Source organism: Aeromonas sp. DNP9 (genome assembly GCF_001728955.1).
GTDB classification, from domain to species: Bacteria; Pseudomonadota; Gammaproteobacteria; order Enterobacterales; family Aeromonadaceae; genus Aeromonas; species Aeromonas veronii.
The window spans coordinates 1-13,251 of the sequence record NZ_LYSQ01000047.1 but is presented as its reverse complement, the minus strand read 5'-3'; the positions used below and the strand labels follow the sequence as shown (position 1 = coordinate 13,251).

Genomic DNA, 13,251 nt, shown 5'->3' with positions numbered 1-13,251 from the left:
TAGACAAAGCTGGAGCGGGCAGCGGGAATCGAACCCGCATCATCAGCTTGGAAGGCTGAGGTAATAGCCATTATACGATGCCCGCCTGGCATCTGAAATTTGGAGCGGGTGATGGGAATCGAACCCACGTATGCAGCTTGGGAAGCTACCGTTCTACCATTGAACTACACCCGCGTCAGGGCTCCTACTATATGCATTTTGCCGCCGAGCGCAATGGCGCCTTTGCCACTTTTTTCAATAAATCAATCTGTTCGGACAAGGATTGAACAGACGGTTGCTTTTTCAAGCAAACATTTTCAACACAGATAATTTACAAGGTTGCCAAGGCCAAACGGCAAGGATAGTCTTGCGCCACTCGACGCGAGGATGGTGGTAATGGATAAAAAAACGCAAAAACGTCTCTATGGCTGGTTGCGCAAGCAATCGAGTCACGGTCGCCGCTGGATCACGATATCCATCGCTTTTGGCCTTGGCCAGGGCATTCTGATGGTGGCGCAAGCCTGGCTGCTGGCGACCCTGTTGCACGGCTTTATCATCGAAGGCTCAACGCCCGAGCAATCCATCACGCTCTTTATTACCCTGCTGCTGGTGACGCTTGGCAAAGCGGCGCTGGCCTATGGCCGCGAAGTGGCCAGTTTCAAGGCGGGCAGCGCGGTACGCCAGACCATCCGCCAGCTGGTGCTCACGCGCTTGAGTCGTCTCGGCCCTGCCTATATTCAGCGCCGTCCGGCCGGTAGCTGGGCCAGCCTGTTGCTGGAACAGATTGAAAACATGCAGGATTTCTTCTCCCGCTATCTGCCGCAGATGGCCATCGCCGTCTTTATTCCGGTGGTCATTCTGGTGGCCGTGTTCCCGGTCAACTGGGCGGCGGGTCTGATCCTGCTCGGCACTGCGCCCCTCATCCCCATCTTTATGATCCTGGTGGGTGTGGGCGCCGCCGATGCCAACCGCCGCAATTTTCAGGCGCTGGCTCGTCTCTCCGGCCACTTCCTCGATCGGCTGAAGGGGCTGCGCACCCTGCAACTCTTTATGCGTACCCAGGCGGAAGGTGAAGCAATTCGCGACGCCTCGGAAGATTTTCGCGAGCGCACCATGGAGGTGCTGCGCCTGGCGTTTTTGAGCACCGCCGTGCTGGAGTTCTTCGCCGCCATCTCGGTAGCGCTGGTTGCCGTCTACTTCGGCTTCTCTTATATCGACCATCTGAACTTTGGTAGCTATGGGGTCAAGGTCACCCTCTTTACCGGTCTGTTCGTGCTGTTTCTCGCCCCCGAGTTCTACGCCCCGCTGCGGGAACTGGGTGCCCACTACCACGCCAAGGCGCAGGCTATCGGCGCTGCCGAGCAGCTGCTGGAGTTCCTTGAAGCCGAGGTGAGCGAACCGGCCGCAGGCACGGCGCCGTTCCATGCCGACAGCCCGGTCAAGGTAGAAGCAAAAAGCCTTGAAGTGCTGAGCGCCGAAGGCAAGGTGCTGGTCGGCCCCATCGACTTCACCCTGGAAGCCGGTTCACGTACCGCCCTCATCGGCGTCAGCGGCGCAGGCAAGAGCTCGCTGGTCAACGCCCTGCTCGGCTTTGCTCCCTATCGTGGCGAGCTCAAGGTCAACGGGCAGGAGCTTGCCACCCTCGACATGAGCCAGTGGCGCCTGCAGTTAGGCTGGCTCTCGCAAAACCCGCAGCTGTTCCACGCCTCCTTGCGCGACAACCTGCTGCTGGCCAAGCCGACGGCCAGCGATGCCGAGCTGGAAGATGCCCTGAAACGGGCGCAGGCGTGGGAATTTGCCATGGAGAAGGGGCTCGACTATCCGGTCGGCGATCAGGCTGGCGGCCTCTCGGTCGGTCAGGCCCAGCGCCTCGCACTGGCGCGAACCCTGCTCAAATCAACCCAGTTGATGGTGCTCGATGAGCCGACCGCCAGTCTGGATCGCCACTCCGAGCGCGCCATCATGACCACCCTTGAGCAAGTGATGGCTGGCCAGACCCTGCTGATGATCACCCACCGTCTCGACCAGCTGACCAAGATGGACAAGATAATGGTGCTGGCCCGCGGCCAGCTGGTGGAGCAAGGCAGCTTCCAGCAACTTAGTTCTGGGCAGGGGCCTTTTGCCCGCCTGCTCTCCCAACGTTCCGGAGGTTCTCTCGATGAGTGATCTGTTGCCGTTTCTGCGCCTCTATCGCCAACACTGGCTCAGCCTCACCATTGGTTTGCTGCTGGCGCTGGTGACCCTGGCCGCCGGCATGGGGCTGCTCTCCCTCTCCGGCTGGTTCCTCTCCGCCGCAGCCGTGGCGGGGATGACCGTTGCGACGACCCATGCCTTTAACTACATGACCCCTGCGGGCGGGGTGCGCTTCTTCTCCATCGTTCGCACCGCCGGTCGCTGGGGTGAGCGGGTGGTGAGCCACGACGCCACCTTCCGGGTACTGACCCGACTGCGGGTCTGGTTCTGGCAGAAACTCTCGCCGCTCTCCACCGGTACCCTGGCCGGTTTCCGTCAGGCGGATCTGCTCAACCGACTGGTGGCAGACATCGATGCGATGGACCACGTCTATCTGCGGCTGATCACCCCCATAGGCGCGGCCCTGCTCAGCACCGCCGGACTGGTCTTCTTCCTGTCGTTTTTCGACAGCCGCCTCGCCCTCACCCTGGGGGCCATTCTGCTGTTTGGCATGATTGCCCTGCCGCTGGTGTTCTACTTCCTCGGCCGTCGCCCCGGTCAGGCGCTGATTGCCGAAAAATCGACCCTGCGCACCCGGATGGTGGACTATCTGGATGGTCAGGCCGAGCTGCAGATGTTTGCCGCCGCCCCCAAGGCGCTGGTTGAGCTGCAACAGGCCGAACAGGCGCTGCTCGTCGCGCAGGCCCGGATGGCCAAGGTGAGCGGGCTGGCCAACTTCTCGGTGCAACTGCTGAGCGGCTGGACCCTGACCCTGATGCTCTGGCTGGCCGGTCATGGGGTAGCGGGTGCTGCGCCCGACCCCATTACCGCATTGATGGTCTTTGCCACCCTGGCAAGCTTCGAGGCACTGATGCCGCTGGCGGGGGCTTTCCAGCACCTCTCCACCAGCCTCACCTCGGCACGCCGCCTGAACGAGATCCTGCAAGAGGCAAAAGCCCCCGTGTGGGGCGACGAGCAGACCCATGCCACCGCAGGCGCCCTGCAGATCAATGACCTCTATTTTGGCTACCCCGGCAACCCCCAGCCGGTGCTGCGTGGCTGCACCCTGCAACTGCACGCCGGTGAGAAGCTGGCGCTACTGGGCCAGACCGGCTGCGGCAAATCGACCCTGATGGGGCTGCTGACCCGGGAGTGGAGCCCGCAGGCTGGCAAGATCCTGCTCGATGGCAAGCCGCTCACCGACTACAGCGAAGGGGCGCTGCGCGCCTCCATCTCGGTGGTGAGCCAGCGGGTGCACCTGTTTGCCGATACCCTGCGGGGCAACCTCAAGCTGGCCGCCCCGACCGCCACTGACGAGCAGCTGATTGCGGTACTGACCCAGGTCGGACTGGCCAATCTGCTGGAAGATGAGGCGGGCCTCGACGCCTGGCTCGGTGACGGCGGCCGCCCCCTCTCCGGTGGCGAGCGTCGCCGTATCGGCATCGCCCGCGCCCTGCTGCACGATGCGCCGCTCTGGCTGCTGGACGAACCGACCGAAGGGCTCGACAGTCAGACCGAGCGGGAGATCATGGATCTGCTGTTCCGGCTCGGGGCTGATCGCACCTTGCTGCTCATCTCCCACCGTCTGCTGGGGATGGAACAGATGGATCGGATTGCCCTGATGGAAGAGGGACAGATCCGCCTCTGCGCCCCTCACAACGAGCTGCTGGCGGATGATTACTACCGCAGCCTCTATCAGCGGCTGGCTCCGGTTTGATATCAGGCTGATGGGGCTCACACCCTGACAACCGGGCGCAAAACGGGGCTGGTCGCCGCAGGCGGCTGGCCCCTATAATGTCCCCCTCATTATTCAACAAGATGCCGACATGGAGCGCCTGCGCATTTCTACTGTCCTCATCACCGACACAAGATACGAGACGATGAAACGCCTGATCCTGATGATGCCCCTGATTGCCTCCGGCTGTGCCAACTACGCCTTCAACAGCAATCTGGATAAAGAGAACTTCGACGAATATTTCAAGCCCGGTAGCGTGCGCATCTACGAACAGGATGAGCTGGCTGACCTCAACTACCTCTACCTCGGCACCATCGAGGGTGAATCCTGCCAGGCCGATGCCAACCAGCCGGTGCCCAACGCCGGTGAAGCGCGCACCCTGGCCCGCCGCCGCGCCGCCGACATGGGTGGCAACGGCGTCACCATCGACAAGTGTGCCGAATTCAGCGACACCCCGGGCTGCCTGAAACAGGTGATCTGCTACGGGCAGGCGCTGAAAGTGGCCGAAGAGAAGTAACTCGCTGTCATGGCCCTCGCTATCGTTCGCCTTGGCAGCCCGCGACTGCCCGATGAGGGACTGCGCATCGGTACGGTGCGCCGCCCGCCCCGCGGCGTACCCAAGAGCGAATTTGCCAGCCAGAACTGGTATGACGTCTGGTTTCCCAACCTGGCGCCCAGCAGCGAGACCATGAAGCTGGGGCAGGCAGCCGAGACACCCGCCCAGTGGGCGGCGTTTGGCAAACAGTACAAGGCCGAGATGGCGCAACCAGCCGCCAGACATGATCTGGCGCTGCTGGCCGCCCTCTCCCACACAACCAATCTGTCGGTGGGCTGCTACTGCAAGCAGGAATCCCGCTGCCATCGCGCCATTTTGAAAGAACTGCTGGTAGCTGCGGGGGCCGCCATTCGCTAGTGCGGCGAGCAAGGGCGATACGATGGGGAATCGCGTCAGCCTCAATCAGGCATGGACAGAGAGAGGGCATCCCGCGGGATGCCCTCTCTCGTTGTATTCACACCTGCCGCGCCACGCTCGGCAGCAGCGGCTCGATGCACCTCTCCTATTGCAGACTGGGCTCCAGCAGTTGCTGCCGTAGCGAAGTCTCCTCGGCCTGAGTCATAGCATGTTCCGCCACCCCGGCGGCAGGCTCGATGGCCAGCCAATTGGCAAGGTCGGCGGCGGTCTCCTCCAGCGGCCGGAAGTTCAATCCCTTCACGATGGCCGCCTCGGCGCTTATAGAACCGTAACCGGTAAACTCCGCCTGCGCGCAGGGCAAGAGGGTGGGATAGCTCTGCCAGGGCTCGATACCGGCCGCCATCAGGGTCGACCAGGGCAACCACTCGGGCTGGATGGGGCGGGCGGGCTGCAACCGGGCGCTCAGCCGCTCCAGCCAGTCGCAGAGGGTAATGCCGGGCTTGAGCAAGTTGAATGTGCCCCCCAACTGCTGCTCCGCCGCACGCAACACAAACTCGGCGCAGTCGCGCACATCGAGATACTGCAAGCGATCCTCGCCACTGCCCGGCAGCAACCAGGGCCCGCCCTGCTGCACCCTCTTAATCCACCAGGCCATGCGCCCGGTGGGATCATGGGGGCCGCACAGCACGCCCGGGCGCAGGATGCAAAGCCGCTCACCCCAGCGGGCGTGATACTCGGCCTCGCACAACACCTTGAGCGAGCCATAGTCAGTGGGCATTTCCCCTTCGGGGATGGCATGCAACGGCGCCGACTCATCCATTCCGGGCAGTGAGAAATCGCGATAGACGCTGATGGTGGAGATAAAGATGAGCCGCGCGCAGCGCCCGAGCAAGGCGGCCGAGAGGCTCGCCGCCTGCTCGGGGCGATAGCAGCAGGTGTCGATGGCAAGATCCCACTGCAACCCGGCCCCTTGCAGGGCGCTCAGGCTCTTGTCCCTGTCGCCGGTAAGCTGCACCAGATCGCGCCAGTCCGGATGCTGGTGCAGGCCGCGGTTGAACAGGGTCACTTCATGGCCCCAATCCAGTGCCAGCGCGGTTAGGTGGCGCCCCAAAAAGCCGGTGCCACCGATAATCAGCAGTTTCATCCCTCTCCCTCCCCCTTCGGCGCATGTGCGCACATTTCATCCTGACACGCCAGTTGCCTCCACCCTACGCAACTTGGCGCGCGGGCACAGCCCCCGACTGGCCGGGATGGGACAGGGATCACGGCAGCGCCGCAGAAAAGGTCGTAATGAGGCCGAACCTGCGTTTTGGGGCCGCTTGTGCTAAATTACCGGGGTTTTCAGTCAGGATCCGCCATGAAGTTCGAAATCGACACCCTCGGGATCATCCGCTCTCCTTACAAGGAGAAGTTCGCCATCCCCCGCCAGCCCGGACTGGTCAAATCGGCCCGCGCCCGCCTCGAGCTGCTCCCCCCTTACGATCAGCCGGATGTGCTGCGCGGCATCGAGCAGTTCTCCCATCTGTGGCTCAGCTTCGTCTTTCATCAGACCATGGTGCAGGGCTGGCACCCGACGGTGCGCCCGCCACGACTTGGCGGCAACGAACGGGTCGGCGTCTTTGCCACTCGCTCCACCTTCCGCCCCAATCCGCTAGGTCTCTCGGTGGTCGAGCTGCACGGGGTCGGTCGCGAGCGGGGCAAGCTGTGGCTGGAGCTGGGGGCGGTGGATCTGCTCGATGGCACCCCCATCGTCGATATCAAACCCTATATTCCCTATGCCGACAGCCTGCCGGATGCCCGTGGTGGTTTTGCCCCCGACGCCCCCACCCCGCTGCTGGCGGTGAGCTTCAGTGCCGAGGCCGAGCAGCAGTTGCAACCCTGGCTCAAGGCTCACCCCGAGCTGCGCCAGCTGGTGAGCGAAGTGCTGGCGCAAGATCCGCGCCCGGCCTACAAGAAGGGCAAGCCCGATGAGAAGGAGTACGGGGTGCGGCTGTTTGACTGCAACGTCCGTTTTCGCATCAGCGAGCCGGATTGCGTGGTGCTGGCCATCGAGCCCGCCTGAACCTGGGCAGGCCGACATCAGGGATGCGATTTCACGCCTTCTTCACGTCACAAGGGGCTTAATGAGCCTGTAAATTGTGTGGCATTGATCAGACTATCCCCCCGGTTGCCAGTGATACCATGCACACAGCAGAGGGCATCTCCTCTCTGACTGAGGTCAGCCGCAGGCTGCCGGTTGATGGCAAGCATGGCAGCCAGCCTGTTGCCGCCAAAGGATCTGGCCTCGCCCCGACACGCTTGAGTGCGGGGATGCCACACGGATGTGACAGCACTTCGAAGGAACAAACCTATGCTGATGAACAGTGAACAACGTTATGGCACCCTGAATATCGGGCTGCACTGGCTGACCCTGTGGACCATGATCGCCGTCTACGCTCTGATCGAATTTCGCGATATTTTCCCTAAAGGGGACCCTGGCCGTGATTTGATGAAGGAGTGGCACTTTATGCTGGGGCTGCTTATCTTCGCCCTGGTGTTTGTCAGACTGGCCCTGCGCTGGATGAGCCCGACACCGCGTATCGTGCCCGAGCTCTCCCCGATCATGCACAAGCTGGCAAAACTGGCCCACCTCACCCTCTACGGTTTTCTGATTCTCACCCCGCTGTTTGGCTGGCTGCTGCTAAGCGCCGCGGGCAAGCCCATCCCCTTCTTCGGGCTTGAGCTGCCAGCTCTGCTCTCCCCCAGTCCGGACCTCAAGGGGCTGATCAAGGAGGTACACGAGACGCTGGGCAATATCGGTTACGCCCTGATCGGCCTGCACACGGTGGCGGCCCTCTATCACCACCATATTCTCAAAGACAACACCCTCACCAATATGCTGCCGCCGCGCCGCAGCTAACGGGTGACAGAGAAACGCAGAGGGGGCCATCGTGGCCCCCTCTCTGTTTTCCTGAACAACCGTCATCTGCACAGCTGGCAAACGGCATCACGCCTGCTTGGTCAGCTCCTCGGTCGGCTTGCCTTTCGGCTCGTGCTGCAGCTTTTTCACATTGCTCTTGCTCTCCGGCGGCTTGCTCCCGGACGAACTGTTTTCAGACAAGGCTTGCAACACGGGATCGGCCTTGCCGGCCACGGTGGGCTGGGACTGGCCAACAAAGTTGCCTCCTTTGCAGATGGAGAGACTGCCCCCCTTGAAGATCCCCTGCATCTTGCCGCTCTCCAGGATCTCCACCTCGGCGGAGGTACAGGTGCCTTCCAGCAGACCATTGATGATCACGTGGGGCGCACTTACCTCCCCCTCAACGCTACCACCCTGCATGATGCGCAGCACACCATCGATGAGCTGGATGGTGCCATTGACCTGACCGCGCACCTCCAGATCCCCCTCCACCTGCAACTCACCCTTGAAGCGGGCACCGGCTGCAATCACAGTGGTCCCGGCCGACCCAGTAGCCGCACCACCTTTGTTTCTTCCAAACATCCGTACTCTCTCCATCAACCACACAAGCAGAACCAGCGGCATCGGCGCCACTGGCCACAGAAAACAGGGCGACCCCAGCACGTAGAGCAGCAAGGCTGCCCCCCAGCAGAGCCAGACAATATAGAGGAGGTCGCTGCGCTCACGCTGTTGCAGTCGCGCCAGCAGCCTTCCGGCCATCTCTCTCATCACATTAAACCTTTCGTAGCATGGCTGCCGACCAGCATGCCATCGACAACCCGGACCATGGTTAAACGACCAGTTGGCGCGAACTCTGAAGTCCCGCTGATTCAGTCCCGATACAGCCGGGATGCATTAGGATTCGAATTGACTCGAAGCGACATACACTTTCTAATTGACAGCCTGGATCCCTATGACCGCTCACATCATGAAAATTCTGTTGGTCGAAGACGACAAGCTGCTCAATCACCACCTCTCCTCTCTGCTGACCGAAGCCGACAATCAGGTCTACAGCACCGACCAGGCCGGGATTGCACTGCACTACGCCGCCGACTATCCCATTGATGTGGCCATCATCGACCTCGGTCTGCCCGATATGGACGGCCTGCAACTGATCCGGCAACTTCGCGAACGGCAGATCCCCTTCCCCATCATTGTGCTGACCGCCCGTGGCAACTGGCAGGACAAGGTCGAAGGACTGGAAGCAGGTGCTGATGACTATCTGGTCAAACCGTTCCAGAAAGATGAGCTGCTGGCCCGACTCAATGCGCTGGTGCGCCGCAGCGCCGGTTTTATCTCGCCCAGGGTGAAAGCCGGTGATTACGAGCTGGATCTCTCCCGCAAGGAGCTGACCATCGCCGGTGAAGTGGCGGTGCTCACCAGCTTTGAATACCTCATTCTGGAGTACCTGATGCGCAATGCCCGTCAGGTGGTCTCCAAGCAGCAACTGCTCGACCAGCTCTACGGTGACGGCGAAGGGGACCCCAACACCATCGAGGTGATGGTGAGCCGCCTGCGCAAGAAGCTGGATCCGGAGGGGACGATTCAACCCATCTCCACCATCCGGCGTCAGGGTTATATCTTCAACCTCTCCTGTAACTGATGCAGTTTCATCTGCCGCGCCCCATCAAGATGATCCGCAGCTCACTGCACATCAAACTGCTGCTCAGCTCGCTGCTGGTCATCGCGCTGATCATGGGGTTTGCCGTCTACGCCCTCTATCTTGGCCACGTCGAGGAGCAGACCCAGAAGGCCAGCGCCCGGATGCAGGAGAACCTGGCCAAGCTGTTTTCCTCCACCGAGCCGGATGACAAGGGGTCGAACGTCGAGCTGGGGCGGATATCCCGTGGTGCGGGGGATCGCAACCTCGATACCCTGATCTGCCGCGCCGATGGCGATCTGGTCTGGTCGAGCCTCCATATGCCGGAGGTGATCAAGGCCAAACAGACCATCTGCGGCGATCTGATGAAGTATCTGGGGGGGATGGATCTCGACTACTTCTTCAAGAAGCACACCATCAAGAACGGCGAGAGCTACTTCGTCTACAGCCTGCGGTTTATCCGCAATCCCGGCAGCGGCACCACCGCCTACTACGTGGTGATGATAGACTCGGCCAAACGCTATCACGAAGAGTCCCGCACCTACCTCTACCAGACCGCCAAACAGGCGCTGCTCGCCTATATGCTGCTGGCCGGGCTGCTGCTGCTCACCACCTTCTGGAGCCTCAGCTCCCTGCGCACCATCGCCCGTCAGATCGACGATATCCGGGCTGGCAAGCGCGATGCGCTGTCAAACGAATTCGAACGGGAACTGGCACCGCTGACCGACTCGGTCAACCAGTTGCTGGAGAACGAACGCCAGCAGACCCAGCGCTACCAGCACGCCCTCAACGATCTCGCCCACAGCCTGAAAACCCGGCTGGCGCTGATCCAGATCACCACCCGCGAAGTGAAGCTGGGGCGGGAGATCCACGACAACATCAACGAGCAGATCCTCACCATGGATCAGATGATCCAGTATCAGCTCAGACGGGCCGTGACCGGCCGCCAGCGCCTTGCCAGCAAGGGCACCGAGCCGGTGCCGCTGATTGAAAAACTGCTGGCCAGCCTGACCAAGGTCTATCGCCACAAGAAGCTGCAAACCCACTTCAAGTTCGACGATGACGCCCTCTTCCACGGCGAACAGGGCGACCTGATGGAGCTGATGGGCAACCTGCTCGACAACGCCTGCAAGTTTGCCATCAGCGAAGTGAAGGTGACGGTGCGCCGCCATCTCGAGCGGCTGCGTATCGAAGTGGAAGATGATGGCCCGGGAATCGATCCGGCCAAATCGGAGCAGATCTTCCAGCGCGGCGTGCGGGCAGACAGTTCACCCGGTCAGGGCATAGGTCTGGCGGTGGTCACCGAAATCGTCCACAGCTACGGCGGCCAGATCCGGGTCGATGAATCCCCCCTCGGCGGCGCCCGCTTTACCCTGGATCTCCCCTGACAGCACGCCAGTCTCCCCCCTTGAAATCTCTCCGTTGCGGGCCCTTTAGCGGCCCGCAGCCCTTTGCTCATCAGACCACATATTGGTCGCATTCATGTCCCTCGATGTTACAATCCGGTCACAAAAAATCGGGAAAGGTAATGAAAACATGAAGATCCGAATGCTATTGCTGGCCGCCCTGCTCTGCCACGGCGCCGCACAGGCGCAAGAGAAGGCCCCCGATGGCTGGCAAGATGGCCCCATGACCCGTCTCAAGGCACAGGCCCTGCTGCAAACCCTCAACGCAACCTTGCTGAGCAACCCGAGTGCTACCGTCACCCTGCAAAACTGGTGCGCCGACCACAAGATGGCGGGCAAGCCGCGCATTCGCGCCCTGCGTGACCAGACAACACGCAAACCAGCCGATGCCGCCACCCGTGAGCTGTTCAAGATCGGCGCCGATGAGCCGGTGGGCTATCGCCGGGTGCAGCTAACTTGCGGCGATCATATCTTCTCGGAAGCGGACAACTGGTATGTCAAAAGCCGCCTCACTCCGGAGATGAACCAGCTGCTCGACAGCAGTGACACCCCGTTCGGGCTCGCGGTCAAGGCGCTCAACTTCAGCCGCAAGACACTCTCCTCCACCCTGCTCTGGTCACCCCTGCCGGATGGCTGGGAGATGAAGATGCCCGTCATTGCCACCAGCAAGGCACCGCTGACCATCCCCGATCAGGTATTGCAGCACCGCGCCCTGCTTTCACGGGAGGATGGCACGCCGTTCAGTCTGGTGGTCGAGACCTACCGCCGGGATCTGTTCGCCTTCCCTCTGGATGCGGACAACGGTCAATAACCCGGCACTGATACTGCAAGCGGTTGTCGACATACGGATATGGCAGAAAAATGGCCATCGGCAATAAGTGATATCCCTCTCGCAAGCGACCAATAAAAGAGGCCGGACTATCTCATTTCGTCCGGCCGGCTTGCTACACGGGAGAGCTTTCTGTCGGTGTTTACTCAGATAAAAGGGACGGCACCATAGCGATTTGAATAGGGATTGCCGCGCTTTGCCTTGAAAAAAAGCACCATCAGCGGGCCGATAATCGGGATTAATCCCAGCAGCAAAAACCAGCCATTTCGACCAATGTCGTGCAGACGGCGCACGCTCAATGCCCAGCAGGGCACAATAATAAAGAGACCATATACGCCCATCAGTTTGTAGCCATAATCCAGCTGCTTGGCCAGCAGTGAGAGGATGACACAAATAACGGTATTGATAAGAACGAACATCCAATATTCTTTGCGCGAGGCCCGTCCTTTGAAATCAGTAAATTTCTGAAATGCACGAAAATACCAGTTCATAAAAACTCCAGCTTCTGCGTCTATGTTGATTTTGCACGAAGGAGACATAAATAAGCGATAGCAAAACCATCGGTATTGGTGTTGGTCGCTTGTCATAACCTGCTGCGGCCATACAAAGATAATTGGACATTGTGATAATCAGCAAGGCAATTTTTATTATAAAATATAAAAGAGAATACCCCGTTAATAGTGAATATGACCGATTAGCACCGCCAGCGGTGCCAGCTCTGGCTTTGCGCAGTGTGACAGGCCGCGGGTTTTAAAGATCTTTGATAATTTTTGATAACTTTTCATCGTGCAAACGCGCACAATAAGGGCTTTGCAGCAGAACCCATAGGCGGTGTTTCCGCCCCGAAAGCCGCAAAGGGAGTTACGGTGACGAATGGCAGCGGAAGAATGGAAGCTGGATAACGGCAGCCAACAGTGCGGTAACTGGATAAACGCTACGTTGGCAAGCCAGGCTCAATAACAGCGCATGGATATCAGGGATGACCAGATGAACAAGACAGCGGCTATATTCTCCATTCTCTTCAGCATAAATCTCCATGCTGGCCAGAACCTTACGACCATTAACAGCGATGCTCATCCGGTTATCGGGGTATGGCGCCTCAATTTTGCCGATACCAGCTGTTATGAAGAGTACGACTTCAGGGCGGATGGTCGTCTCTATACTTCGTCAAATCAACAGCAGATCGAATCATCCTATATTATTGAGCGCGAGCCATCCGCTTCCGGATTTTACCGACTGGAAGAACATATTCTCAATGAAAATGGTGGCAAAGACTGCCTGGACATGTCCCAGAATGAGGATACCGACTACGTCTACTATCTGAAATTTTCGCCATCGGAAGATCAGTTGTTAATCTGTCTCGATGAGCGCGATGAAGAGTGCATTGGCTATTTTATTCGTCAGTCCAGTCCGCACCAACAAAAACTACAGCAGATAGCGGTAACCACCATGTAGCCCCCTGACCTTATGGATTTAATTTATTTGGTACTGGCTAGATATTTACAATATAAAGAGAGGCTGGGTGATTTCACAATAAATAAAAAACATCCGACCTTGATTCGATAATACATCCAACAATGTTGCCCACCAAAGAGATAAATATGGTTGTGCTAACCGGTTATATCATTGTGCCTTCCTCCGATTTACCTGCCGTCATGGGGGAGCTTGATAACGGCGTT

At 59.6% G+C, this 13,251-nt stretch carries 13 protein-coding genes and 2 tRNA genes; 10 read left to right on the top strand and 5 right to left on the bottom strand.

Annotated elements, in window-relative coordinates; translation table 11 throughout:
• Positions 1-10: 10 nt before the first annotated feature.
• Positions 11-85: transfer RNA gene (locus tag A9G06_RS20775), tRNA-Gly, on the bottom strand.
• A gap of 15 nt (positions 86-100) precedes the next feature.
• Positions 101-174 (bottom strand) — tRNA-Gly (locus A9G06_RS20770).
• Between the two features lie 201 nt (positions 175-375).
• Between A9G06_RS20770 and cydD the strand changes: the two genes are divergently transcribed.
• From cydD to A9G06_RS20750, 4 genes are all read left to right on the top strand, one after another.
• A complete protein-coding gene (cydD, locus tag A9G06_RS20765; RefSeq protein ID WP_069556497.1) occupies positions 376-2,145 on the top strand; it encodes a cysteine/glutathione ABC transporter permease/ATP-binding protein CydD in 1,770 nt (589 codons plus the stop codon).
• Positions 2,138-3,868: a cysteine/glutathione ABC transporter ATP-binding protein/permease CydC gene (cydC, locus tag A9G06_RS20760; RefSeq protein WP_069556496.1), complete on the top strand. Its 1,731-nt coding sequence runs from the start codon at positions 2,138-2,140 to the stop codon at positions 3,866-3,868. Before cydD ends, cydC begins: the two co-directional genes overlap by 8 nt.
• A 163-nt stretch (positions 3,869-4,031) precedes the next feature.
• The gene (rcsF, locus tag A9G06_RS20755; RefSeq protein ID WP_013723982.1) at positions 4,032-4,403 is read left to right on the top strand and encodes an Rcs stress response system protein RcsF; all 372 of its coding nucleotides are present in this window, start codon (positions 4,032-4,034) and stop codon (positions 4,401-4,403) included.
• Positions 4,404-4,412: 9 nt separating this feature from the next.
• Positions 4,413-4,799: a DUF488 domain-containing protein gene (locus tag A9G06_RS20750; protein ID WP_069556495.1), complete on the top strand. Its 387-nt coding sequence runs from the start codon at positions 4,413-4,415 to the stop codon at positions 4,797-4,799.
• A gap of 145 nt (positions 4,800-4,944) precedes the next feature.
• Here A9G06_RS20750 and A9G06_RS20745 read toward each other — a convergent pair whose 3' ends face one another.
• A complete protein-coding gene (locus A9G06_RS20745) occupies positions 4,945-5,943 on the bottom strand; it encodes an NAD-dependent epimerase/dehydratase family protein (RefSeq protein WP_069556494.1) in 999 nt (332 codons plus the stop codon).
• A gap of 213 nt (positions 5,944-6,156) precedes the next feature.
• On the opposite strand from A9G06_RS20745, the gene tsaA reads away from it, so the two are divergent.
• Positions 6,157-6,861: a tRNA (N6-threonylcarbamoyladenosine(37)-N6)-methyltransferase TrmO gene (gene tsaA / locus A9G06_RS20740; protein ID WP_069556493.1), complete on the top strand. Its 705-nt coding sequence runs from the start codon at positions 6,157-6,159 to the stop codon at positions 6,859-6,861.
• Between the two features lie 288 nt (positions 6,862-7,149).
• Positions 7,150-7,698 carry a cytochrome b gene (locus A9G06_RS20735; RefSeq protein WP_069556492.1) on the top strand — a complete coding sequence of 183 codons (549 nt, stop codon included), beginning with the start codon at positions 7,150-7,152 and terminating at the stop codon, positions 7,696-7,698.
• A gap of 87 nt (positions 7,699-7,785) precedes the next feature.
• Here the strand turns inward: A9G06_RS20735 and A9G06_RS20730 are convergent, their stop codons facing one another.
• Positions 7,786-8,466 (bottom strand): polymer-forming cytoskeletal protein, encoded by a 681-nt coding sequence (locus A9G06_RS20730; RefSeq protein WP_069556491.1) that lies wholly within the window; start codon positions 8,464-8,466, stop codon positions 7,786-7,788.
• A gap of 199 nt (positions 8,467-8,665) precedes the next feature.
• Between A9G06_RS20730 and A9G06_RS20725 the strand changes: the two genes are divergently transcribed.
• The 3 genes from A9G06_RS20725 to A9G06_RS20715 all read left to right on the top strand — a co-directional run bounded on the left by A9G06_RS20725 (position 8,666) and on the right by A9G06_RS20715 (position 11,554).
• On the top strand, positions 8,666-9,340 hold the full coding sequence (locus A9G06_RS20725; protein ID WP_041201856.1) for a response regulator transcription factor: 675 nt from the start codon (positions 8,666-8,668) through the stop codon (positions 9,338-9,340).
• The gene (locus A9G06_RS20720; protein ID WP_069556490.1) at positions 9,340-10,725 is read left to right on the top strand and encodes an ATP-binding protein; all 1,386 of its coding nucleotides are present in this window, start codon (positions 9,340-9,342) and stop codon (positions 10,723-10,725) included. The genes A9G06_RS20725 and A9G06_RS20720 overlap by 1 nt, the downstream gene beginning before the upstream one ends.
• A gap of 148 nt (positions 10,726-10,873) precedes the next feature.
• On the top strand, positions 10,874-11,554 hold the full coding sequence (locus A9G06_RS20715) for a hypothetical protein (RefSeq protein ID WP_069556489.1): 681 nt from the start codon (positions 10,874-10,876) through the stop codon (positions 11,552-11,554).
• 164 nt (positions 11,555-11,718) lie between these two features.
• Here the strand turns inward: A9G06_RS20715 and A9G06_RS20710 are convergent, their stop codons facing one another.
• A complete protein-coding gene (locus tag A9G06_RS20710) occupies positions 11,719-12,063 on the bottom strand; it encodes a DUF805 domain-containing protein (protein ID WP_069556488.1) in 345 nt (114 codons plus the stop codon).
• Positions 12,064-12,559: 496 nt separating this feature from the next.
• Here A9G06_RS20710 and A9G06_RS20705 point away from each other — a divergent pair, with 496 nt between their 5' ends.
• Positions 12,560-13,027, top strand: a complete 468-nt coding sequence (locus tag A9G06_RS20705) for a hypothetical protein (RefSeq protein WP_069556487.1) — start codon at positions 12,560-12,562, stop codon at positions 13,025-13,027.
• The last annotated feature ends 224 nt before the right edge of the window (positions 13,028-13,251 follow it).